Source organism: Moorena sp. SIO4A5 (assembly GCF_010672005.1).
In the GTDB taxonomy this organism is placed as follows: domain Bacteria; phylum Cyanobacteriota; class Cyanobacteriia; order Cyanobacteriales; family Coleofasciculaceae; genus Moorena.
This window is the reverse complement of sequence record NZ_JAAHHZ010000094.1, coordinates 1-24,527: the sequence shown is the minus strand read 5'-3', so window position 1 is coordinate 24,527 and position 24,527 is coordinate 1. Positions and strand designations below refer to the sequence as shown.

At 42.7% G+C, this 24,527-nt stretch carries 16 protein-coding genes; 10 read left to right on the top strand and 6 right to left on the bottom strand.

What is annotated here, in order from left to right:
- The first annotated feature begins 150 nt into the window (after nucleotides 1–150).
- The 8 genes from F6K57_RS24205 to F6K57_RS24170 all read left to right on the top strand — a co-directional run bounded on the left by F6K57_RS24205 (nucleotide 151) and on the right by F6K57_RS24170 (nucleotide 9,412).
- On the top strand, nucleotides 151–3,042 hold the full coding sequence (locus F6K57_RS24205; RefSeq protein ID WP_293071200.1) for a glycosyltransferase: 2,892 nt from the start codon (nucleotides 151–153) through the stop codon (nucleotides 3,040–3,042).
- Nucleotides 3,039–3,710 (top strand): sulfotransferase family 2 domain-containing protein, encoded by a 672-nt coding sequence (locus F6K57_RS24200; RefSeq protein ID WP_293071198.1) that lies wholly within the window; start codon nucleotides 3,039–3,041, stop codon nucleotides 3,708–3,710. Before F6K57_RS24205 ends, F6K57_RS24200 begins: the two co-directional genes overlap by 4 nt.
- Nucleotides 3,711–3,919: 209 nt before the next feature.
- A complete protein-coding gene (locus F6K57_RS24195; RefSeq protein ID WP_293071196.1) occupies nucleotides 3,920–4,786 on the top strand; it encodes a sulfotransferase family 2 domain-containing protein in 867 nt (288 codons plus the stop codon).
- Nucleotides 4,787–5,557: 771 nt separating this feature from the next.
- Complete coding sequence (locus tag F6K57_RS24190) at nucleotides 5,558–6,046, top strand: hypothetical protein (RefSeq protein ID WP_293046215.1); 489 nt, start codon at nucleotides 5,558–5,560, stop codon at nucleotides 6,044–6,046.
- A 243-nt stretch (nucleotides 6,047–6,289) separates the two neighbouring features.
- On the top strand, nucleotides 6,290–6,877 hold the full coding sequence (locus F6K57_RS24185) for a Uma2 family endonuclease (protein WP_293071194.1): 588 nt from the start codon (nucleotides 6,290–6,292) through the stop codon (nucleotides 6,875–6,877).
- A 3-nt stretch (nucleotides 6,878–6,880) separates the two neighbouring features.
- Entirely contained in the window at nucleotides 6,881–7,543 is a 663-nt protein-coding gene (locus tag F6K57_RS24180; RefSeq protein ID WP_075903010.1) for a type I restriction endonuclease subunit R, read from the top strand.
- Between the two features lie 660 nt (nucleotides 7,544–8,203).
- Nucleotides 8,204–9,175, top strand: a complete 972-nt coding sequence (locus F6K57_RS24175; protein ID WP_293071192.1) for a tetratricopeptide repeat protein — start codon at nucleotides 8,204–8,206, stop codon at nucleotides 9,173–9,175.
- Between the two features lie 75 nt (nucleotides 9,176–9,250).
- Entirely contained in the window at nucleotides 9,251–9,412 is a 162-nt protein-coding gene (locus tag F6K57_RS24170; protein ID WP_158069770.1) for a hypothetical protein, read from the top strand.
- On the opposite strand, the gene F6K57_RS24165 is transcribed toward F6K57_RS24170, so the two are convergent.
- Nucleotides 9,358–11,154: an FkbM family methyltransferase gene (locus F6K57_RS24165; RefSeq protein ID WP_293071189.1), complete on the bottom strand. Its 1,797-nt coding sequence runs from the start codon at nucleotides 11,152–11,154 to the stop codon at nucleotides 9,358–9,360. The two genes, F6K57_RS24170 and F6K57_RS24165, sit on opposite strands and share 55 nt — an antisense overlap.
- Before the next feature lie 2 nt (nucleotides 11,155–11,156).
- Nucleotides 11,157–11,285, bottom strand: a complete 129-nt coding sequence (locus F6K57_RS24160; RefSeq protein WP_293071187.1) for a hypothetical protein — start codon at nucleotides 11,283–11,285, stop codon at nucleotides 11,157–11,159.
- A 224-nt stretch (nucleotides 11,286–11,509) separates the two neighbouring features.
- Between F6K57_RS24160 and F6K57_RS24155 the strand changes: the two genes are divergently transcribed.
- Nucleotides 11,510–11,635, top strand: coding sequence for a hypothetical protein (locus F6K57_RS24155; RefSeq protein ID WP_293046225.1), 126 nt, complete (start codon nucleotides 11,510–11,512; stop codon nucleotides 11,633–11,635).
- Here F6K57_RS24155 and F6K57_RS24150 read toward each other — a convergent pair.
- Complete coding sequence (locus F6K57_RS24150) at nucleotides 11,584–13,641, bottom strand: tetratricopeptide repeat protein (RefSeq protein ID WP_293071185.1); 2,058 nt, start codon at nucleotides 13,639–13,641, stop codon at nucleotides 11,584–11,586. The genes F6K57_RS24155 and F6K57_RS24150 overlap by 52 nt on opposite strands.
- Nucleotides 13,642–14,010: 369 nt before the next feature.
- On the opposite strand from F6K57_RS24150, the gene F6K57_RS24145 reads away from it, so the two are divergent.
- A complete protein-coding gene (locus F6K57_RS24145; protein ID WP_293071183.1) occupies nucleotides 14,011–15,894 on the top strand; it encodes a glycosyltransferase family 2 protein in 1,884 nt (627 codons plus the stop codon).
- 360 nt (nucleotides 15,895–16,254) lie between these two features.
- Here the strand turns inward: F6K57_RS24145 and F6K57_RS24140 are convergent, their stop codons facing one another.
- The 3 genes from F6K57_RS24140 to F6K57_RS24130 all read right to left on the bottom strand — a co-directional run bounded on the left by F6K57_RS24140 (nucleotide 16,255) and on the right by F6K57_RS24130 (nucleotide 23,744).
- Nucleotides 16,255–16,761 carry a DUF6209 family protein gene (locus F6K57_RS24140; RefSeq protein ID WP_293071181.1) on the bottom strand — a complete coding sequence of 169 codons (507 nt, stop codon included), beginning with the start codon at nucleotides 16,759–16,761 and terminating at the stop codon, nucleotides 16,255–16,257.
- A 702-nt stretch (nucleotides 16,762–17,463) separates the two neighbouring features.
- A complete protein-coding gene (locus tag F6K57_RS24135; RefSeq protein ID WP_293071179.1) occupies nucleotides 17,464–18,258 on the bottom strand; it encodes a sulfotransferase domain-containing protein in 795 nt (264 codons plus the stop codon).
- A complete protein-coding gene (locus F6K57_RS24130) occupies nucleotides 18,258–23,744 on the bottom strand; it encodes a tetratricopeptide repeat protein (protein ID WP_293071177.1) in 5,487 nt (1,828 codons plus the stop codon). The genes F6K57_RS24135 and F6K57_RS24130 overlap by 1 nt, the downstream gene beginning before the upstream one ends.
- Nucleotides 23,745–24,527: the final 783 nt, after the last annotated feature.

Sequence of the window (24,527 nt, the reverse complement as noted above, 5' to 3'; positions counted from 1 at the left end):
CCTACTCCCTACTCCCTACTCCCTACTCCCTACTCCCTACTCCCTACTCCCTACTCCCTACTCCCTACTCCCTACTCCCTACTCCCTACTCCCTACTCCCTACTCCCTACTCCCTACTCCCTACTCCCTTTCCTCAAGGACCAATGACTAATGACAACTAAAACCCTTGTCATCGTAACCAGTATTGCACCAGGAAATATTAATAAGCAACAAGCAGCTATTAATAGTTGGCTTAATCTAGGATTTGAGGTTGTTTCTTTAAATATTATAGAAGAGATTGAGAAACTCCAGCCTTTATATCAAGACATTAAATTTCACAGAGTATTTCGGGATGGACGAGAGCATTATGGTAAGCCTTATGTTTACATTGATGACCTCTTATCCTATTTGCGTGAGTACGGTAGCCAAATCTGTGGAATTGTTAACGCAGATATTATCTTAAAAGCTGAGCAGGATTTTACAGAATTTATTCGAGAGCAAACTCAAAACTCTATCCTGCTCGCTTCACGAGTCGATGTTGATACTGCTGAATCAATCAACGGTGAGATTTACGATGTTGGGGTTGATGTGTTCTTTTTTGAAAAAGAACTGCTGGAAAAATTCCCATCCTCTGACTTTTGCCTTGGTATTCCCTTTTGGGATTTCTGGGTACCAGTGATTGCTTGGCAACAGGGGTTAACCATAAAAGACTTAGTGTCTCCCGTTGCCTATCATGTCAAGCACTCCACCAACTATAGCTACGAAATTTGGCAAAAATCAGCCCTTAATTTTACCAAACTATTTGCTCCAGCTCGGTATCCTTCTTATCAAGAAAAAGCTGATATCAACAAAGTTGATTATGACTTAATTGGTCACATCGATAACTATATCGTTCAGCAATTCTTGACAATTTATCAAAACAGTAAACAACCGATTATATATAAACCCAGATTACCTGATGCTCAGAATCCGGTCTATAGCCATACCAATACTAAAAATCATGATTATAATTCCTTGGTTTGGTTAGCCTGGACCTGTTATCATTCTGGGAATTTCACCACTATGGCTGAGCAGTTAAAAAACTCCCTAAGCATTACCCCTTATCAACCAACCGAAACTATTTCCGATTGGATAGAGCAGTTTACAACATTTTCAGCGGCTTATGGTTCTCCATTCAATTCTTATCCATTCAGTAACCTACCGGAATGGCAAGAGCTAATACGCTCTACTCTGCTTAATCAACCATTTAGTACCTATAAATGGAAACCCAAAGTATCCATCATCACATCAGTCTTTAAAGGGGATAAGTATATTGAACACTTCCTCAAGGATATTAGCCAGCAGACGGTTTTTGCTGAATGTGAATTACTATTGGTCAATCCCAATTCTCCGGGAAATGAAGAGCCTGTGATTAAAAAGTATATGACCAGGTATCCCAATATTATCTATATAAAATTGGATGAAGACCCAGGGCTGTATGAAGTTTGGAACATGAGCATTCGACTAGCCCGTGGTCACTATATTACCAACGCTAATCTGGATGACCGCAGAGCTCCCAGACATATCGAAGAACATATGAGAGCTTTGGATGAGCATCCTGATGTGGACGTAGTTTGCGCTCCTCTGAAAGTTACGATGCAACCCAATGAAACCTGGGATAATAATACGGCTCATGCTGTCTGGTATGTGGGATTTCCGGAGTATTTTGGAACCGAAGACTTTTTTCAAGAAAAGTGGTGGGCTGAAGGGGAGGAAAAAGGTAAAATAGGCTCCCAAAATCTTCCCCATTGTATGCCGGTCTGGCGGAAGAGTGTCCATGAAAAAAATGGCTATTTCGATGAAATTGAGTATGGCGCGAGTGCTGATTGGGAATTTTGGTTACGTTGTTCAACTAACGGGTCTAAATTCATGCTGTTGAGGGAACCTTTAGGAATTTACCTAGAAGACCCTCAATCCTATAACAGGCGGTTTGAATCAACGGTTGATTTTGAGAAAAAAATTTTACAGGAGTATTATGTACCGCTAACTGAGAAATCCAATGGTAATGGAAGCCTTGATGTCTCCCAAACTGAAGAGCAGGATTCAGGGTTTGAAGACTCTGGGGATTATCCGAAAAAACTCAATCTTGCTTCTGCTTTACAGTATCATTACGGGGAGCATCGCTCTGGATGGTCTTATGCGATGAATAGCTTGAAAGCGTTACATAATGATGCTGGAATCTTGGTGGATGGCTTCATAGAAAAGAAATTTGCCTGGGGTTCCGATCCTGGAGATTGTAACAACACCCCAACTGCTTATACAGAGCCTTGGATTGGATTCATCCATTGCCCTCCCTATGCCCCTAAATGGTTTCAAGAACACCTGTCACCTCAGAGAATATTTGCAAGTCAGTTGTGGCAAGAGAGTATTAAGTATTGTCAAGGTCTATTTTGTTTATCTGAAGACTCTCGTCGATGGCTCCAAAAGCAGCTAGATGTGCCGATTGTCAGCATCATCCATCCTACGGAAACCCCAGATGTCAAGTTTTCGATGGATAAGTTTTTGGCAAATCCTGAGCCAACTATTATCCAAATTGGAATTTGGTTGCGGAAGATGCACTCTATCTACTATTTACCGGTAAAAAACTACAAAAAGGTGGTGTTACGTAAACCCTATTCTGGGGAGATGTTACACACTGAAAAACAAGTATTTAATTTACAGCCCAATTACAGTTATGTGCAGATAGTTGATTATTTGCCCAATGATGAGTATGATGAAGTCTTGTCAAAGAATATTGCTTATTTGGAGTTGTATGACACCAGTGCCAATAACGCGATCATTGAGTGTATCGTCAGAAATACTCCGGTTTTAGTCAATCCGCTGCCAGCTGTAAAAGAGTATTTGGGCGAAGACTATCCCCTTTACTTCCAGTCTAGACAAGAAGCAGCAGCCAAAGCTGAGGATTTTGCCTTAATTGAGGAAACCCACCACTACCTGCAGCAGCACCCGATTAAAGAAAAGCTGAGCAACGATTATTTTTTAAAATCCATTGTCAAATCGGACATCTATCAACAGTTATCATGAGAATATCCCACAAGCATAAGTTTGTATTCCTCAGCAAACCTAAGTGTGCTAGTACTAGTATTCGTAAGGCATTGGATCCTTACACCGATGTTTGGAGTACGGATCAGAAGCGACATTACCATCACCATGTTCCAGCATCTCTGTTAAAGCAGCATTTTGAGCGTATGGGTTGGAACTGGAACAGCTACTTCAAGTTTATTAGTATCCGAAACCCTTGGGATATGCTGGTTTCTCTGTACTTTTATGCTAAGCCAGATCACCGAGGTATTTATTGGTGGGAAAAACCAAGAGTAGTCAGTGTATCCCAAGACATTATCGAAAAATACCCCTATAACCCAAACACCAGGATGCCATTCAAGCAGTGGATTAAGACAGGAAAATCCTGGGACTTGAAGCAGCAACAATTTCTAGATGATTTGTATAGCTATACTCTTCCTTACTATGTTCTTGATGATCATAATAACTTCCTTGTTGATTATGTTATCCGTGTTGAACACCTAGAGGAAGACTTAGATTTTGTAGCTTCAAAGCTAGGACTACCTCTAGATTCTTTGAAGATAAATACTAGCAAGCATGACCACTATAGCCAGTATTATGATAGCGAATCCAAAGCAATAGTCTCCGAAATGTTTGAGTATGATATCAACTACGGAAAGTATTCTTTTTAAACTAGGGAATAGGGAATAGGGAATAGGGAATAGGGAATAGGGAATAGGGAATAGGGAACAGGGAGCAGGGAGCAGGGAACAGGGAACAGGGAACAGGGAATAAAATTTAGATGTACCTCACGCTTACTAGGAAACGCTAGATAATTTTTGAGTGCTCAGTGCTCAGTTATCAGTGCTAATTTTTGAGTGTTGAACTATAAAATATAGTGTTGATAAGACCTATAAGATACAGTCAAATTTATTACTCCTACTCCCTACTCCCTACTCCCTACTCCCTACTCCCTACTCCCTACTCCCTATTCCCTACTCCCTACTCCCTACTCCCTACTCCCTACTCCCTACTCCCTACTCCCTACTCCCTACTCCCTACTCCCTACTCCCTACTCCCTAAAACCCAGGACTTTTTCCCTCATCCAATTAATAACTGCTATAAAATGAGACTATCACACAAGCATAAATTCGTATTCATTGGCAAGCCCAGGTCTGGTGATACTACGATTAGACAAGCACTAGATCCTTACAGTGATATTGTTAGTACAGATAAACCGCGATACAACCATCCCCATGTGCCAGCATCTATGGTTCAACAGCATTTTGAACGCATGGGTTGGGATTGGAATAGCTACTTCAAATTCACTTCTGTTAGAAACCCCTGGGATATGCTTGTCTCTGTGTACTCCTTTGGAAATCCTGATCACAATGGCTTCTACTTTTGGGAGAAACAACAGTACAATCCTAACAAAAAAATGCCTTTTACCGAGTGGATCACTAAAGGAAAATCATGGGATATCAAGGCAGGTAAGCACTTAACTGATTTGTCGGCTTACTCACTGTCTTACTCGGCACTTGATGAGGATAACACGTTTCTTGTGGATTATGTTATCCGTTTTGAAACTCTAGAATCAGACGTAACTTTATTGGAGTCTCTGCTAGGACTGAAGCTGAATTGTCCGAAGATAGAGCAAGACAAACATAATGATTACACTAATTATTATAATCAGGAGTCTATAGACAGAGTCGCTAATTTATTTTGGTATGACATTAAGTATGGCAATTATAAGTTTGGGATGGCGTAGTTGGCTAAGGCAATAGGCAATAGGCAATAGGTAATAGGTAATAGGCAATAGGCATGCTAGCAAGAGCATGATCGCGCTGCTGGCGTAGGGTGGGCAGTGCTTACCTTCGAGATTGTCAGGTTTTAAATTGGTATTATGCACTGCCGACCTGAGGATTAATTTTATTAAAAATGTAGACAATTAAGTACTATTTTATAATTAAGTTACTGTCGGTGGGCAGTTCCTATAAAAGCTATCGAGCCTACCGAAAACCCCGGTGAGGTTATGACCACCTTGATTCGATTTTTCTACGTAGACTAGGATAGGGTTTTGCCAGGGTTTGACGCCCTGGCGACCAGTAATTGTGGAGGTTATTTTTAAGCTATCAGCTATCAGCTATCAGCTATCAGCTATCAGCCAATGGCCAATGGCTGACCACTGACCACTGACCACTGACCACTGACGAATGTATTAGTTGATCAGTAGTTATTCAGATTTGAATGCAGTTAAGCTGTAGTTGTTGACGTTTACACAATAGAATTCGGTCAAGCATTGGGGTTAACCAAAACTTGACCGATCTTTTTTTTTATTAATATGCTGTATCCCTTGCTACACAAAGGTAGATACCAGTTATATTACCCTGTCAATACCCTTTAATGTAAAATTTTGTTGCAGAATTAATCATTTCTGGGAAACTGAAGCACACTTAAAGGTGTCAGAGAAAATCCTAGTGAAATTACCTGTGAAATTTGGCTGAAACCGATTGTTGATATTCTGGGAGAGGAGGTAATTTTGGCTGGAAAAATTCCCGCTTTAATGGTTGCTGTCCACTTAGACGCTCTGTATCTGGAAAGCGATCGCGTTGTAGTAGAGGCGATGACAGATTTTAGCCGCCTTCCTTATTTTGATGGTAAGCGAGACGTAAATCATAATATTGCCAATATTAGTGAAGAGATTGTTTCTCAACCTTTTCAAAATCAGAATTTGTATCTGAAAGCGGGAATTCATTTACATTGGGCGTTGCCAGATGCTTTGACCAAGGGAATTCAAGTTACTGATGACAATAAGCAGACTAAAACAGTTTTTCCACCTGTTCCTAATCCTTGGTTAGTGACACGCAGTAACAAGGATAACCAGATTGAAAAGCAATGGGTGGTAGAGAGTGATTATCTCTATCCTGAAGGGAAAGGAAGTCAGGTGGGTAGTATTGCTTATCCCAACAAATTGGGTCAGCGTAGCTCAGAATTTATCAATCCGTCGCAGGGCACCAAGCTAGAATAGAATCGGAAAATCCTTACTGCCTAACGCACCCTACCAACTGAACTACAGGATCAAATATAGCACTACACATTAAGGTGTTTGACATGGATACAAGCAGCAAAAGCTGTTGTAGTCAACTTTAGCATGCATGGCTTTTGCCTAAAGCCCTTGCGCGTAGCGCTATACTGAGCGGAGTTTGCAAGATACACCTATCCTAAAGAGTAATGGCAACTGAACAACGATCGCAGCATCAGGAACATTAATATGGTGATTCAAACAGAAAAACGGTACTACACGCCTGAAGAATACTTGACATTAGAGGAGGAAGCGATAGATAAACATGAATATCGAGATGGAGAAATCATCCTCATGACAGGAGGCACGACAAATCACAATCAAATTGCGCTCAATTTCTGTCGCAAATTTCCTTTGACAATTAAGGAGCAAGAATATTATATCTATATCAATGATGTCCGCTTGTGCATAGCGCAATATCGCCTCTATACCTATCCTGACGTAATGGTAATTAAAGGAAAACCAATCTATGAAGGAATGGGTAAGACAAACGTAACCAATCCTTCACTCATTGTGGAAGTCCTTTCTAAATCGACGCGGGATTACGACTGGACGGATAAATTCATATATTATCGTTCTATCCCTGAATTTCAGGAATATATTTTAATCGATCAATATCGTTTTTATGTGGCTCAATATTTTAAGCAAGAGGATGGGCAATGGCTTTTCAATGATTATCAAGGGGGAGAATCAGTTTTAAAATTGGCTTCAGCTGATTTTGAAATTTCGTTTCAAAATTTGTATGAAAGAGTAGATTTTGAGTTGGATGAAGAGTGAATAATGATTCAAAATTACCCCATTTCCAAAACGATCGCTACCTTAGCTGACTTGAAGCAAAGGTTTAATTTATCTCCTACAGATAATGACCTTTTCTTTCAGGAATGGCAACAGGATTTACCTCAACTAACTGCTCAAGAACAAGAGAACCTAGACCAAATTCAAAGACGATTTTTACGTCATAGAGAACGAAGTCCTCTCCCAGAAGGTGTGATTAATCAATTACTAATTGGACCTTTACTTACTTTGGCAGGTTTATATGATGAACCTTTCTATGTCACTACTGAAACGACTGTTGAAGTGGAAGTAGAAGACAAGGATGAAATTTTACGAGGTCGAATTGATACTTTAGTTATTGCACAACAACTTTGGGTTCTCTTGGTTGAATCTAAATCTACTATTGCTTTTTCAGTAGCTTTACCTCAACTAATGACTTATATGATGGCAAATCCTAATCCTGAACGTCCTGTCTATGGTATGATTGGTAGCGGGGATGAGTTTTTGTTTGTTAAAATGTTGACCGAAGGTGTTCCCCAATATGATTTATCTAATCTTTTTTATCTGCTGCTACCTCGTAGGAATCAGTTATATGATGTCTTGCGTATTCTGAAGCAAATTGCTAAAATTATGGGTGCAAATATTGGGGTAATGAGTGATGTAAATTGAAGAGCGATCGCCTCCAAAACAGCTCTATATTCAATCTCGTAGGGTGCGTTAGACGGGAAAATTGTCAGCTTAGATCAGAATTTATCAATCCGTTCAGGGAACGGGAGTTGTGTTTTAGCCTTCAATGGTCATATTGTTGCCAAAGCTCAGATGCACCGGAAAAAACCAGGAAAAATGGACAAACAAAGACTACAAGCATACCTGAAGCTGATCGAGCAAGTGCTAACTTGTCCCAGTGGTGAAGAATTCCAAATTCTTGAGAGCAACCGTGAGTTAGCTTCCTCCGCGAGAAGCCCCACACCTCAATGCGCAGCATGAGTGTTTAAAGTTACCGTAAGGATAGGGTCGCCTTTATGGTTAGTCGGTTATGCGAAAAGGGTTAAAACTTTTTGATTAAGGCGACCCTATCTATCGGTTTCGTCTCCAGGGATGAATCGCGGGCAGGAACTCTGATAAACAGCCTGAAAAACGTTATAATAAAAATAGCAGGGAAGACAAATTAAGAGCTAACCGCCACCTGCGTGTTTAAAAATAGAACTTTTTGTATTGTTCCGGTGCGGAGGGGCATCCCGTATCGTTAATAAAGCTTACCGAGTATCCTAAGCAATAGCTGGAGTTGGTAAGAAGCCCACACTGAACCGTGCTTGTCAGTGTGGGAGTATGTCACTGGATTCAGAGTTATTGCAGGTAATGGCACAAGTAGCAGAACAACTGACAACAGAGGGCAAGCAAAACAGCGCTGAGGTTTTACTGGGTCTGAGGAGTGAACTTTTAGACATGCTGGGAATCTCAGAAACCCCTACCTCAGCTAATCCCTCATCCCAAGACTATCTGGAATTTTTGACAGAGGTATTGCTGGCAACTGACAACAGCGATAGCGACCCCAAAGTGATCTACCCACTCCTGGCAGCCAACCTAGACAAACTTGATGATAAGTTGATCGATATCCTGGAAACCTGGGCAAGTCCTAAACTCTCAGAAGCTGAAGCAGAATACATCGCTAGAGTTATTTGGGAATTCAGCCACCTGATCCAGCAGTTTCCCCTAGGCAATAAAGCCAATAACATCGAAATCGCCATTGCTGGTTACAAACAGGTGCTAAAGGTCTTTACCCGTGAGAGTAAGCGGGAAAGTTGGGCAGCGATTCAAACTAACCTGGGGGAAGCCTACAGAAACAGAATCCGTGGGGACAAGGCTGAGAATCTAGAACTTGCCATTGCCCATTACCAACGAGCATTGTCAGTTTACACCAAATCAGATTTCCCTATCTATTGGGCAATGACTCAAACCAACCTAGGGGAAGCCTACAGAAACAGAATCCGCCACCACAGGGCTGAGAATCTAGAACTTGCGATTGCCCGATACCAACTAGCCTTGTCAGTTTACACTCAATCAGACTTCCCCTACCATTGGGCACAGACTCAAACCAACCTGGGGGAAGTCTACAGAAACAGAATCCGTGGGGACAGGGCTTATAATCTAGAACTTGCCATTGAAGCATTCCAACAAGCTTCGTCCGTTCGCACCAAACAAGACTTACCCATGGCTTGGGCAATGACTCAAAAAAACTCTCAAAACAACCTTGGTCTTCCTATAGTCACAGAATCCGTAGTTATAAGCAAGACAATCTGAAAAAAGCGATACAGTTGTTTGATTCAGCAGTGGTGCGTTACGGGTAGCAACCTAACCCTGACTACGAGGCGAAACATGAATGCCCCCCTAACGCACCCTACCCAACTTTATTATGCACTCCCCACCCGACTCCCGACTCCCGACTCCCGACTCCCGATTCCCGATTCCCGATTCCCTACTCCCTATTTCTTTTTAAGAGAAACTAATGATGGGACAAAAGCAGAGAGTCGTAGATGAATTATCTTCGCTTGATTAAATAAGCCATCTTTGATCAGGTGAGGCAGAGGCTGTGGTCTGACATTGTAAATATTGTTGTCTATGACCTTTACTTTGCCTCCTTCTTGCTCAAAGAAACCCGATTGTAATAACTGGTTGAAATAGTACTGGTCAGCAAAATGTCCGGCTCTCATATCTGAGTCATTTCGTTGGGAAATCATAGTAATCCAGCCATCAATCATTTTAGTAATGAATTCGCATTTTTTAAAAGCGAATACTCCTGTATTAATGTATTTATGGGATTTATATCCAATAAATTTATAGGGGTGTTTACTATAGTCAACATTAGGTTCTCTGGCTATACATAAATCACAGTCATCTAGTAAGGAAAATATCTCGGAAATATCAGCAACGACTAAGGTGTCTGTATCAAGAAATAGAGTTTTTTGATAAGGGCTATTTTTCAAGATGTCTACTTTGAGTTTATGAGGATTTTTATTTTCGTTTAAGGGATAGACTGTACAACCATCTAACTCCCCCATGGCGCAATCAGTAAATAGGGAGATGGGGATGGTAGGATTGGATTTATTGAAAAATTTATAAGCATTAAGAAATTCTTGTTTAAATTTTTCACCAATGGCTAAAAAAATGACACCACAGTCGTGGCTTGTGTCCTTCTTTTGACTAGGGTTGCCTTGGAAACCTTTACTATGGTTTTTACTATGGTGTTTATACAGACCTTCTAATAAAGCTTCGCCAAAATTATCTTCTGACCACTGGAAGTTAGGGTTAAGGGACATCCCTAAGCGATACTCAGTTACTGCTTCAGCTGCCATGCCTTTTCGGGCTAGGGCTTTGGCTAAGGTGATATGATACTGATGGTGATCAGGGTTCAGTTCAATGGCTTTACGGTAAAATGCGATCGCAGATTCCAGATGACCTTGTTTCTCCAAGACATCCCCCAAGTTGTGATCATAGGAAGATATGGTGGGATTAAGCCCAATCGCACGACGGTAAGCGATGATAGCTTGATCAAGCTGATTATTTGCTGTGTAAGCTTCCCCTAATTTATGCTGGAAGCCACAGAAGTATTGTGCTTTTGCTGGTACTGCCAGTACATCAATTCTCTCAGTGTTGAGGCTGGTCTTTGGTTGTATTGGTTGTAAATCGTAATCATGTCGCTTCAGAAAATCGTAAATCTCTTGTCGATTCCCGAGGGTTCGTTTAAATACTTTCTCGTTAATCTCAATCACCATCCGAGGTTGATGTTGATAGATAGTCTCTTCCGCTCCTTTGAGGGCTTTCAACTCCCAACCTTCTACATCAAACTTGATCAAGTCTAGCTGGCTAAACTCAAAGGAATCTAATGGAACAGCTCGAATGGTTTGTGAGTTCTCTGAATAGGAGCAAAAACTCTCTCCTGTATTCGGTCGAATCACCAAATTCAGGGTTTCTTCTTGGTCTGAAAGGGCATAGTTATAGGATTCTGCCCCTGGTACATTTAACGTGAGACATTCATAAGCTTCTGGCAGGGGTTCAAATGCTAACACTCGACCAGTTAGGCCAACTTTATTCAAGTAAGCAATGGTGTGATCGCCAATGTTGGCACCAACATCTATGGCAACACCACCCCTTGGTATATGGGGTAAAATCCCCCTCAGCAGTGATTGATCGTGATCTAAGCGTCCTACTTTTGGGATTAATTGAGTCCTGTAGGTATCATCTGCAATTAATGCAATACCATTCCAAAATTTGATTGCCATAGTTAGGTTTTAAAGGGAACAGGTAATAGGGAATCGGGAATCGGGAAAAGGGAGTAGGGAAAAGGGAGTAGGGAGTAGCGGATATGGGAAAAAATCCTGGGCTCTTCTAGAGTAGTTATGATATATAGCAATTCTACGACTTGTGAGGTACAAATTTCTGGGTTTTAGGGAGCAGGGACTTCGGAGCAGGGAGCAGGGAAGAGGTAAGAGTAACCCACCCCTAACCCCTCCCAGGAGGGGAAGTGAGGGAAGAGGGAAAAAATAATGTGTACCTCATAGCTACGAGAAACGCTATAGGGTTTTTATCTGGGTTGTAAACACACTTCTTGCCTTCAAACTTTAGCATGTATGCCTCTTGCCTCTTGCCTCTTGCCTGTTCCCTATTCCCTATTCCCTATTCCCTATTCCCTACTCCCTACTCCCTACTCCCTACTCCCTACTCCCTACCTTGCCTTGTTTTTCCAAAACCCTGGTCAACTGAGCGTTTACTTCATAATTTTCGGGTTGGATCTCGAGGGCGATTTGGTAGAAAATAATGGCTTGGTCTAACTGATTTTGTTTAACTAATGTATTGCCTAACTGTAGATACAGTTCAGGATCGTTGGATTGTATCCCTAATGCCTTGTGATAATTATCGAGATTATCTGGATTAGTCCGAATGCCTCGACGATAACAGCTGATTGCTTGATCTAAATCTACTTGGACTCTTTCTCGAAGCACATTTCCTAATTTTTCCTGTATCTCGGGGTCATCTGGCTTTAACTGTATAGAGCGACGGTAAGACGCTACCGCCTGATCGGACTTTCCCAATTGAACCAATACACTTCCTAAACTACTGTGTAACTGAGGATGGCCTGGATTTAATTCAATAGCACTGCCATAGGCGGTAAGGGATTCATCCCAACGGTGGAGTTTGCTGAGGGCATTTCCTAAGTTTTGGTAAAATTCAAAGTACTGGTTGGGGGATAGGCCTATGGCTTGGTTTAAGGCAGCTACTGCTTCGTCTAACTTGCCGTGTTCAGTTAAGGCTAGCCCTAAATTATGGTGAGACCAGGGATTGTAAGGATTGAGTTCTATAGCTCGCTGGTAAGCTATTGCTGCTTCATCCCAATTCTGTTGTGTTAAGAGTAAATCCCCTAACCAATGGTAAGACTCACAACAGTTGGGATTGATATCGAGAGCATAGCGATAGGCTGCGATCGCTTCCGCTATTTTTCCCTGTTCTCGCAAACTATCTGCCCATTGGTGAGCGGCTAGCCAAGGGTCTTCTGATGGGGGTTCATAGTCTGGTTCTTGCCACTGTCCCAATGCTTCCAATGCTTTGCGCAAGGGGTAGTATAAATCAGGATTTTCTGGACTGAGGTCAATGGCACGACTATAAGCGGTAACTGCTTCCTCCCAGTGCTGGAGTTGGGTGAGAGCCTCCCCTAATTTTTGGTAAAACTCAAAGTACTGATTAGGGGATAGGGCTATGGCTTGTTGATAAGCGGCTACGGCTTCTTCTAGCTTCCCTTGTTGGGCTAAGGCTAAGCCTAAATTATTGTGAGTCCAAGGATTGTAGGGATTGAGTTCTATGGCGGATTGGTAAGCAGCTGCTGCTTCATGCCAATTCTTGTTTTCTCGATATAAATCCCCTAGCCAATGGTGAGACTCAAAGCGGTCGGGATTGGTTTCAATCGCATCGCGATAGGCTGCGATCGCTTCCTCCAATTGTTTGGTTTCTCGCAGAGCATCGGCTAAGCTCTCTTTAACCCCATTGATGGTGGGGTTAATGGCTATAGCGCTACGGTAAGCGGTAATGGCTTCATACCATCGAGTTTGTAAGCTCAGACTATCCCCGAGATTTTGGTAAACCCAAGCTGGCTGGTCTTGATTTAGTGCGATCGCATTTTGGTAAGAGGCGATGGCATCGTCTAAATTTCCCTGTTGCTGCTGACATTGTGCCAAGTTAGGATATACTACTTTGCCATTTTCTGGGTCACACTGACTTGCTTCCTGGTAAGCGCAAACTGCTTGATCAACTCGATTGCTTTGCCTCAGAGCATCCCCGAGATTTTTGTAGATCCAAAACGGATGGCTAGGATTGAGTGCGATCGCATTTTGGTAGGATGCGATCGCATCGTCTAAATTTCCCTGTAGTGCTTGAGCTTGTCCTAAATTGTGATAAAAATCCGGATGGTCTGGCTCGAACTGCATCCCATTCTGGTAAGCCACCATCGCCTCATCCAGTTTTCCTTGGGCTCTCAGAGCATCCCCGAGATGTTTGTAGACCCAAAACGACTGTTGGGGATTGAGGGCAATTGATTTTTGGTAGCTTGCGATCGCACCTTCTAAATCCCCCTGCTGAGCCTGAGATTGTCCCAAAAGGTGATAAATTCCTGGATTATCTGGCTGTAACTCAATTGCTTCCTGGTATGCTGCAATTGCTTCACTCTGTTGTCCTTGCTGTCTCAATTGATTTGCAATACTTACAGAAGTTTCAACCATAGCTAGTTCTAGTTGGGAGCGCATCCTAATACTGTTTTTTTATACAATTATTTAACGATGGTTAAATAATTGTATTCGTTCTAGCAGTTTCTCATCGAATTGATTGTGGTATCTTAGGGATTTCGCCAAAACTTTATTATAGCTAATCGCTTATACCTAACCGATTCTATTTTCTTATCTAAAATAGCGTTTGTATTGGATATATAAACCTTTGAGGTCTTTTTTTCTTAGACAATAAAACTTCGTAGCTCTTTACCCTGTTGCCTTTTGGCTCTTGCATGCATGGCTTTTTCGGCAAGAAGTGTGTTTACAACTCATATACAAACTCTATAACCATACCATCAATATCAACCATTAGCAATCAGCAAAATGGCGCAACCGTTGTATATCAAGCCAGATATTCGATCAACCCTAGGCATCAGCATTTTCACCATACCTAAGCCTTTTCTAGGTAACATTGGTATCATCCAGCACAACGCTATTACCAGCTGGACTTTGCTCAAACCCAAGCCAGAAATCATTTTATTTGGTGATGAAATTGGTACAGCTGCTATTGCTCAGGACTTAGGAGTTAATCATGTTCCTGATATCGAGTGCAATAGCTATGGCACTCCTCTACTGGATAGTGTATTTGCCCAAGTCCAGGAGCAAGCAATTCACGATATCATCACTTACATCAACGCTGATATTCTTTTACTGAAGGATTTTACCCAAGCCATTGAACAGGTCTGCCAACACCTAGACACATTTTTAATCACTGGACGACGCTGGAATCTTGACCTGTCCAAGCCCATAGAATTTCAGTCCCCCACCTGGGAAGAAAGCCTGTGTCAACAAGTCTATCAAAGCGGTTGTTTAGGGGCTCATGATGCTAAGGATTACTTTATCTTTCCTAAAAATTTATTTCCTACTATTCCTAAGTTTGCGGTAGGACGGGGATATTGGGATACCTGGATGGTCACTACTGCTGCTAAGAAGGGTTATCCCATAGTCGATGCCAGCGAAGTGGTGATGGCAGTGCATCAAAATCATAGTTACGGTCATCTGATCGGGGGTAAAAATGAGGCCCATATGGGTAAGGAAGCGCAACAGAATAAAACTATTGGCAATGTGCAAGGACAAGGCACGATTGCGGACAGCACCTGGCAGCTAAAACCCTGGCATGATCACGATTCACCACGAGTTAGTGTGATTATTATTGTTCACAACAATAGCGCGATAGTTGAGCGAGCAGTGGACAGTGTGCTGGCTCAAAACTATTCCGACTATGAAATTATTGTGGTGGATGGGGCTGGTAATCAGGGAACAGAGAATAGGGAGCAGGGAGTAGGGAGTAGGGAGGGATCCCCCCTAGCCCCCCTTAATAAGGGGGGGATGCGAGTAGCAGGGAACAGGGAGCAGGGAGTAGGGAGTAGGGAGGGATCCCCCCTAGCCCCCCTTAATAAGGGGGGAACAGGGATTAATAAGGGGGGAACAGGAAGTAGGAACCTTAGTAAGGGGGGAATTGTTATTAAAGGGGGATGCGTACGCAAATGGGGGGCGTTGTGCGATTGGCCTACGGCCACGCTACGCGAACGCGCTCTTGAGATGGCCCAAGGAGAATTTGTCACCTTTGTCGATAGTGACAGTGTTTTACTACCAGATGCCCTAGAGAAACAAGTAGCAGCATTTGACCGGGAATCCTCTACCCTAGATTTACTATTGAGTGGGTGGCAACTGGTTGAGGGAGAAAAAATAACCCAGGTGACGCCATGGCAAGAGTTACCAGATTTAGAAGACTTACACATCTGGAAGTTAGAGAAACTGTGGCAACCGTTGCGTCAAAGTAATATTATGTTTCGTCGCAGTCGTTTAGACCTAGTAGGAGGCTTCAATAGGGAATTAAATCAAGAGGCTGCGATAGTAGAAGTAATAATAAATCTAGTATTTTTGAGAGGAAGCCGAGCCCTGTGGTTGCCAGAAGCAACTTGTAGCTATTTTGGGCAAAGTAATACTATTGAGGAACAGTCTAGTTCAGTTTCTGAAGATATGAAAGAGGTGATTGATAGTATCTTTAAGCAACCAACAGTGAAGGGATGGATGCAAAAATTCAAAGCTAGAGCTTATCCTAAGGGAGTAGGGAGTAGGGAATCGGGAATCGGGAATCGGGAATCGGGAATCGGGAGTAGGGAATCGGGAATCGGGAGTAGGGAATCGGGAATCGAGAGTAACAAAAATAGGACTTACGCGGTTAACTTGATTTCGCCCCCCTAGGGTATGTCTTCTTGCCTCGGAGATCCCCCGTTGGTCCCCCTTAAAAAAGGGGGACTTTGACTATGGCTCCCCCCTTTTTTAAGGGGGGCTGGGGGGGATCATAATCTTGCGGAAAACTTTGAAAACACGCCCTAGCCCCCCAATTTTGGGGGTAAATTGAGTTAAAGTCCCCCAGAATTGGGGGATTTAGGGGGCAAATGCGTAAGTCCTAAAAAAATATTCAACCTTTAACAACCTTATTGAAAAAGCAATGCAGCCCGCGCTCCATTGCTTTTTCAGTTGCTTCCTTGGGGAGAATTCCAGAGCGAAACCTAGGTTACTTCACTGCTGATAATTTTATCCAGACTCAACAACTTATGATTACCAATACACTGGAAAAGTGTAATTTTGGCCGTAATTATTATCGATACACTGACCGCCGGTGCTGTCCTTGCCACTGAACCAGATTTCGAGATAATCACACTCAGGAGTAAAATCTCCAACCTTTACGAAATCGACTACTCCATCGCAGTCGACACCGCATTCAAGGCAGTCAAGGGCTTCAAGATCGGATTCAGTAGAACCGCTGCCCCAACCACATTCGGCGTGGGCTGTTACCTTTAAACTCTCAAAATCAGTACAACCGTATGGATTTGCAGGCTCAAGTAACCTTTGGGAGTCATAAAAAACATGAACTTCGTGGCCCGGCTCTATCTCACCGCTTTGGAATTGGACAAAGTCCAATGTGTAGGGATCGAGTGCAAACTGGAGTCCAGGATGAAGATCAGGAGCGTCCTGAGCCTGTGCAGAAGCTACCGTAAAGGAAGGCATCCAAGTCAGAGCTATGGCAATAACTAATGCCAATAGCGCATTGCGTAGTTTTTGCATAATTAATTTCCTGTGCTTATCGTAATGATTGGGTTAAAAAGTAATTAACCGAAAGGTTAACCACCCTCGTAACTATTTTTTTTTATGCACCCCTACAGAAGTTACTGCCCCAGCTTGTTTCTACTAGGAGCTCAAGTAACCTCCGATATACTAGACTAAAGTACAAAAACTTGTCAAGAGGAAAGACAGGAAATTTGTGATGGGTGGGGAGTGTGATAATTTTCTTTCCCAGAAATTTTTGCCAGCGGCAAAAGGGGGTTTCCCCCACTGGCGCTTTGCATAAAGACAGTTAGATATACCCGATAGGGAGTGGGAAAAACCTTAAATAATGCTTAACATTTAAGAATTATGAATTAAGAATTATGAATTAAGAATTATGAATTCTACATTCGGGAGCATGTCAGTTTTGTTAATCCCTGATTCAGATCCCCCTAAATCCCCCTTAGTAAGGGGGACTTTTGAATCTAATTCCCCCAGTAAGGGGGACTTTTGAATCTAATTCCCCCAGTAAGGGGGACTTTTGAATCTAATTCCCCCCTTTTTAAGGGGGGTTAGGGGGGATCTATATACATAATTACAAAGGTTAAATGCTCCCTCTAAATTCTACATTCTACATTCTACATTCTACATTCTACATTCTACATTCTACATTCTACATTCTACATTCTACATTCTTAATTCTACCTTCTTAATTCTTAATTCTTAATTCTCATACCCATACTTAATCAAGATAGGTTTAAAACATTCATTAAGCTTATCAATAGTAGCGGGTTTTAACTTTTCCTTATAATCCCCTGGGGTAACTTTACGGATGTGTGAGGCGGGATTTTCTTTAGTTGGAAAAATATCGTGCTTCTTAGCTATTTCCTCTATTTTATTCTCTTCAAGCTCTACTTCCAAAAAATCGATAATCTCCCCAACCCACTGACGCTTATGGAAAACGATATCTTCATACCTAAACAGTTTGAATAACTGATATTCAATCTTGCTGTACCTTTGAATTATTTTGCGAAATATAGGTGCTTGTTCAATCGCATACTGGTCTATATCCATGTCTTGTAGTCGCTGGCGATTTTTTGAAAGGGTATCACCTATCTTACCTGGGGGAATAACATGACTGTTCTTCATGGAAAAATAATGGGATACTACAATATCCCTAGGATCGCGGATTAGTAATATCTTTTTAAAGCCACTCAAATCGAAATCATTAAGATAGGTAGGGAGATATCGAGAGCCGTAAAAGCCATATCCAGTTTTGACAAAAAGGTCACATATATCCTTACCAAAGGCACTTTCTTCTACCCCTTGATTAAAGGAAGTTTTGGCAACACTAATCAGTGGTATTTTTAGGGTAAAACCGATATCTTCAATAATTTTGTCCTGCATCACACTCCCTGATTTGTGGAGCGCGAATACGAAAAAACTAGGAATAGCACCAGGGGGAGGTACGTCAAGATAGACTTTCTGATTGTCTCGTGTATATAGAATTTTTTCCATCAGGATTCCTGACTACCCTCCCGTAACGGTTCCCAATCGAGTTGCTCTGTAAAGGTAATTCCCTCAATCAGTACTGCTAAATGTCGATTGGACTGATCAACATGATAGGTCTCAGTCTTCAGGGAAAATAAATTGACGCCTTCAAGTAACGAAATCGGTAGGGTAAATACATTAACCTGATCGATCCCACAGTGATGCACTGCTACTCGCAATAGTAACTTACCCTGTTGCCAAACTTCAAGAAACTGACCCTGGGAGACGTTACGGCAGGCAATGACTAGCTGACCTTTCCTGGGATTACTGGCAATGATGGCAAACTCCCCCTCTGGCCACAGTAACCACTGGCTGGGACGAAAAAGACCAATTTCTGGTAATGGTTGCTCTAATGCTCCAAAACCCTGACGGGTATAACCTTGAATACCAACCCCAGAGATAATACTACTGTTGTTTTTGGCAATATCGCTTTTAATCGCTAGGGGTTGAGTAAGTTTGGCAGAGCCTACGGGAGAGTCTACTAAAAATTTACTCGCCCTGGGAATTTGGAGCTTATCGACCCAACCGCTTTGGTCTAAGGCCACCATAAAACTGTGATAGCTCGACTGTAAGGAGAAGTGGTTGGCTATATAAATAGCTGCGGTTTTCCCCAACAGGTCTAATTTGTGCCGGTCATAGTATAATTCTTTGATGACCTTAGCTAAGGCTTCTGGGGTTTTTTGGGTCACTACTCGTCCTGACACTCGATTCAAGATGGCTTCTTTGACACCACCTACTCCATAGCCAATGGCAGGTGTGCCACAGGCTGCTGCTTCTATAAAGGTTTGACCAAATGCTTCTTGAAGGGATGGCCCAATAAATATATCGGCAGCGCTGTAGTAATATCCTAATAAGGAGGGGTCCTCGATATATCCTGTACTCCAAATATCAAGGTTTTCTGCGATCGCAGAGCCATGACCAAAAGTAACCAGTAGGATATTATCGAGATTGGCAATGTCTAGGGCTTTGAGTAGATACTTAAATCCTTTGCGCTGATCATTTACAGATTGACTACCAGTGAGTATAATAAATTTATCCTGAGGTAAATTCAACTGGCGGCGACATTCTGCCTGGTCTAAGGGCCTAAATATATCTAAATCAATGCCATAGTAAATGCTCTGAAATTTACTTTCGCATTCTTGGAAATTCCGTCGAGGCTGGTGATAGTCAAAGGCATAACGAGCCCAATTAGTGGTCCAGTGACTATCCCCTAGCACTAACAAAGTTTTATAGCTCCCTAAAAGCCGATGTTTTTTACGAAAAGCGTCGGCTATTTTTTCTGATCCTAAGCTCGGGTATTCATGGCTAGTGGGACATTCGTGATCACATAGGGTGGTATAATTTTCACAATCCCCTACATAAGCACAGCGTCCGGTAAGTAACCACTGGTCGTGCATCACAAAGATAGTGGGGAAATGACTAGTAAGTCTTTCCAAAATGTCCAAGGGATTGGTCATATTATGGATATTGCCCACTACGACTAAATCCGGATTGAGACTAGCAATTAATTGATAAACCTCTGACCCTGTGCAGTCTACGGGAGTCAATGACCAGTCTAATGTGCCAGCAACGGGAATTACTTGATGCCCTGCTAAGGCTAAGGATTTGGCAATGCGTTGGTGAGCAATCCCAGCCCCTCCTAGAAATCCGGTATCGTTGAAGCACACAATGCGCAGGCTGTGGCGTTGCCCAGGCTCTTCTTTCGCTTTAGACTTAGGACAATTGAATTTAGTCCGCAGTGCCTCTGATACCGATAGTAATTCCGGCTCATACTTATCTTTAGTGCTAGTCTTTTGGTTTTCATGGATACGGTATTGAGCTATGGGATAACCTATTACCTGTAAGGTGGCTCCCTTGGCAGCAAATCGCGCCCACAACTCGTAATCCATACTGTAGAAGAGAGATTGATCTACTGAGGCACCACACTTTTCCCAAATGGTGCGGGTAAACATGACTTCTGGCTGATAGAAGAATTTCCCTGTTAGCCAATTCCTTTCTACATCTAAAATTTCTTCAAGGGACATCAGTCCATTAGCACAGGATGTCAAGTGTTGCTCTAGGGCTACGTCATCTTTAAACAGTTGACAGACACCGGCGACCACATCAGCACCACTGGTATAAAACGCTAGCGCTATCCTATATAAGGCTCCTGGGGCTAATCGGTCATCACTATTAAGCCAAGTCAAGATTTCCCCAGATGCGATCGCAAATCCTTTGTTCAAGGCTTCACTTTGGCCACTATCCGGTTCACTAACCACATAGGTAAGGTGGTCTCGATATTGATTAACAATGGTCATGGTTTCATCAGTAGAGCCCCCATCAATCAGGATGTGTTCGACATTGGGATAGTGCTGATGAATCACTGATAATATAGTTTCTTCGATAAACTCACCTTGATTCAGCGAAGGGGTAACAATCGATATCTTTGGCCAGGGGCTGCCATCAGGGAGAGTTTGGGGGGGATGAAAGGGTTGAAGGAAAACGTGGGGCCACTGAGAGCTATCGTCTTTTGTCCTAAGCTTTGAATTGATTGCTTCAAAGAGCCACTTAGACTTATCGTCTTTTGTCCTAAGTTCTAAATTATTAAGCTCTAAATTATTAAGCTCTGAATTATTAAGCTCTGAATTACTATATCCGTTTCGTTCTAAGGCTTCTCCTAAATTCTGGTATACGGAAACATGAAGACTGGGGTCAATATCAATGGCTTGTTCGTAACAGATAATCGCTTCATCCCACTCCCCAACTCTTGCTAAGGCTTCACCGAGATGACTATAGGCCTTAGCAAAATTCGGGTCAAGTTCGATAGCGTTACGATAGGCTGCGATCGCATCCAGCCACTGTCCAGTTTTTGCTAATGCTTGTCCCAAGTTGTAATAAGACCAAGGCCAATCGGATTTCACCTCAATCCCATGGCGATAGGCAATAATTGCTTCATCCCACTGCTCCAAGGCTTGTAGAGCATCACCTAAATTTTGATAAGACCATAGGAAATCTGGCTTGAGTTCAATGGCTTTTCGGAACACATCGGCTGCGTCTTGCCACCGTTCTAACTTAAGCAAGGCATCGCCCATGTTGTTATAAGACCAGGAAAACTCTGGCTGTATCTCAATGGCTCGACGGTAAGCTGTTACTGCTTCTTCCCACCGTTGCTGCTTAGCTAAGGTATCTGCTAAATTATGATGGGCTTGTCCAAGATTCGGTTGCAGTTGAGTGGCTTTGAGATAACAAGGGTAAGCTTGCTCCCATGCTTCTTGGTCTGTGAACAGGTTTCCTAAATAGAAGTAAGCTTTAGCATCTTGGGGATTGTTTTGAACTGCTTGCTGATAAAGGCTTAGCAGCTCTTGCTCTTGTCCTTGCTTTTTTAGCAAATCCCCTAGTCGATGGTAAGCTTCAGACAAATTAGGTTTCAATTGAATTGCCTGACGATAACAGGCTATCCCTTGGGCTAATTTCCCTTGGGCGGTTAAGGTATTACCGAGATTCAAGTGTTCTTCAGCCGATACAGTATTCGGTTCTAAGGTCAGAGCTTGATACCAATAATCCGCTGCTGCTTCTGGTTGATTGGTTTGAGTTAGAACTTTTGCTAAGTTACGGTAAGCTCCAGCAAAGCTGGGATTAATTGCGATCGCTTTTTGATAACATGCGATCGCATCTTGCCACTGCTGCCGCTGAGCATAAGCACTACCTAAATTTGCCTGGACTTTAGCTGAATCTGGATTTTGTTGAGCTGCCTTGATAAACGACTCAAGCTCTTGATCTAGGTCTAGATTAGACTGAGAAGCTCTAGAGTTAGGAAGTTGGGGGAGATGATTGCCGCCGCAGAGTCGTGGTGTGCGATCGCGAATTCTGTCCAATTGGTCTCGGTCTAATTGCTCTGGCTTTAATTGCTCTGGCTTTAATTGCTCTCGGTCTAATCGTTCTGGAGCAGTAGGGATAGGCTTTACGGTTGGATTGGTGGGATTAACGGTAATTTGAGATGGGCTAGGCACGATGGCAACAGTTGACGCTTTTATCGTCCCTCCTCTGTAACGTTTAGGGGGAGTAATTGACACCTGCTGCTGCTTCTGGTTGTCTACCAATTCAGGAACAATAGCCTGTTTCAGGGCATCAGAGGCGTTAGCTTGATTGTGGGTGTGACCATTGATCTGACTAGTTAACTGACCATTTATCTGATCAGCTGGTAACTCAGAAGCTGTTAACTGAGAAGCTGGTAACTGAGAACCGGTTCGATAAAATTGCAGTAATTTACGATAGCAAGCATTGGCCTCTTGCCATTTCCCCTGGCGATTCAATGCTTCTGCCAGGTTTTGGTAAGCTACCACCGACTGGGGATTCCGCTCAATTACCTGGCGGTAACAAGCGATCGCTTCTGTTACCAGACCTTCCTTAAATAACTGATTGCCTAGATTAAGGTAGTCCTCTGGTTTAGATTTATCCAACTCTAGCATCAGCTGATGATAACAGCATTTAAGCACTTCCTGTTGGTTTCCCACCTCAGTCCATACTTTAGCTAAGTTGCGATAAGCCCCAGTCAAATCGGGTTTTAGGTTAATCGCCTTTTGATAATATGCGATCGCATCTTCCCAATCCTGCTTACCAGCACACAAGCTACCGAGATTAGCATAAACTTCCGCAAAATCCGGCTCAATTTCCAAAGCTTGGCCATAGTGACCCATAGCTTCAGTAGTCTGACCCATGAACTGTAGCGCATTTCCCCAAATCTTGTAAGCCTGAGCCGTATCTGGGGCAATTTTAATGGCGCGCTCACAGGCAGCGATCGCCTGTTGCCATTGTCTTTGGTTCAAGTAAGTCTGCGCCTGTTGTAGATACACCGTGACTGCTTCCAAAAGACCTCCTGACTGATATTGTTTACAATCGCCCTCACCAGAGCTAGGAACACATTGATCTATAGATTGTTCTCTTGATTGTGACCGATCCCACTTGACGGTTTCTAGTCCAGCCAATTCAATCGCTTTGCGATAATAGGCACTGGCTTGTTCAAATTGACCTTGTTGCTTTAAAGTTGCTCCTAGACGTTGGTAACCCAAACTCGATTTAGGGTCTAGTTCAATAGCTTTGTGATACTGGGTCACTGCTTCATTTAGTTGACCTTTTGCCCACAGGTAATCCCCGTGATTAATACATGATTCCGCTGTTTTATGTTCTCCTGCTAGGGGGATAGTTCCTAGTTGCGATGCTCCAAAAGAGCCGCTACGCGAATGCTGATTATTATTTTGATTATTGTTTTGTTCTCTAGATGCTTCTGATGTCGATAACCAGTTAACTAAAGCAACAGGGGGCAGATCACCATTAGTCCCATGCCAATGAGGATAATGGAGTCGATGGGGAGTGATCAGGGTATCTTCTGCCATTGAGGGCAACAGATGATGTTTGGGGGATGGCGAACTAATCAGAAAGTATCGTTTGAGTCGATGGAACATTTCCAAAGGCAACAGAGAACAGCTGATCTGGGAGTAGGGAGTAGTGAGTAGGGAGTAGGGAGTAGGGAGTCGGGAGTCGGGAAAGAGAGGAAAGAGAGGAAAGTGTGGGAGGTGTGGGAGGTGTGGGGAGATGGGGAGATGGGGAGATGGGGAGGGGTAATAAAATTGACTATATCTGACCCTTACTAGGAAACGCTATCCTCTCAATCTACAAATTAGATATCGCTAGGAATTATAGCTAATTTTTATTAAAAAATGGGTTAATCAGTTATTGATAACTCAGTTTTGTTAAGGAAATTATTGGCAAACAAAATTATTAGCAGATAACTCCAATTGTCTGTGTGATTTAATTGACAATTAAGCACACCTTTACCTAAGTTTTACACAAGGTTTACAGACGCTTCATACTATAGCATTCAGCCGTCAGCCGTCAGCCGTCAGCCTAAGGCTCATGCTGCTTGAGGTGCTTATTTTATTGAAAAGCACCTCAAGCAGCACCATTTGTAGCACATACAGCGGTTTGCACTTCAATTAGGTACAAATTTATGGGTTTTTAGGGAGCAGGGAGCTTCGGAGCAGGGAGCTTCGGAGCAGGGAGCAGGGACTGAGGCCGTGGGCCACGCTACGCGAACGGAAGAGGAAAGAAGGAGAAAATCCTGTGTACTTGATAGTTATGCAAACCGCCGTAAGCTGATACGCGACACGCTGATAGCTATCTTAAGAGTTACTTTATTAACAGTCTCTGAGAGTTAAATAAGCCATGAGAAAAATAGTGGTTGGGGTAATGGGGCCTGG

Coding starts and splice junctions, on each gene's coding strand:
- F6K57_RS24150 (WP_293071185.1), bottom strand. CDS start 13,641: ATGGTTGAAACTTCTGTAAGTATTGCAAATCAATTGAGACAGCAAGGA.
- F6K57_RS24185 (WP_293071194.1), top strand. CDS start 6,290: ATGGTGATTCAAACAGAAAAACGGTACTACACGCCTGAAGAATACTTG.
- F6K57_RS24175 (WP_293071192.1), top strand. CDS start 8,204: ATGTCACTGGATTCAGAGTTATTGCAGGTAATGGCACAAGTAGCAGAA.
- F6K57_RS24200 (WP_293071198.1), top strand. CDS start 3,039: ATGAGAATATCCCACAAGCATAAGTTTGTATTCCTCAGCAAACCTAAG.
- F6K57_RS24135 (WP_293071179.1), bottom strand. CDS start 18,258: ATGGAAAAAATTCTATATACACGAGACAATCAGAAAGTCTATCTTGAC.
- F6K57_RS24180 (WP_075903010.1), top strand. CDS start 6,881: ATGATTCAAAATTACCCCATTTCCAAAACGATCGCTACCTTAGCTGAC.
- F6K57_RS24205 (WP_293071200.1), top strand. CDS start 151: ATGACAACTAAAACCCTTGTCATCGTAACCAGTATTGCACCAGGAAAT.
- F6K57_RS24145 (WP_293071183.1), top strand. CDS start 14,011: ATGGCGCAACCGTTGTATATCAAGCCAGATATTCGATCAACCCTAGGC.
- F6K57_RS24165 (WP_293071189.1), bottom strand. CDS start 11,154: ATGGCAATCAAATTTTGGAATGGTATTGCATTAATTGCAGATGATACC.
- F6K57_RS24140 (WP_293071181.1), bottom strand. CDS start 16,761: ATGCAAAAACTACGCAATGCGCTATTGGCATTAGTTATTGCCATAGCT.
- F6K57_RS24170 (WP_158069770.1), top strand. CDS start 9,251: ATGAATGCCCCCCTAACGCACCCTACCCAACTTTATTATGCACTCCCC.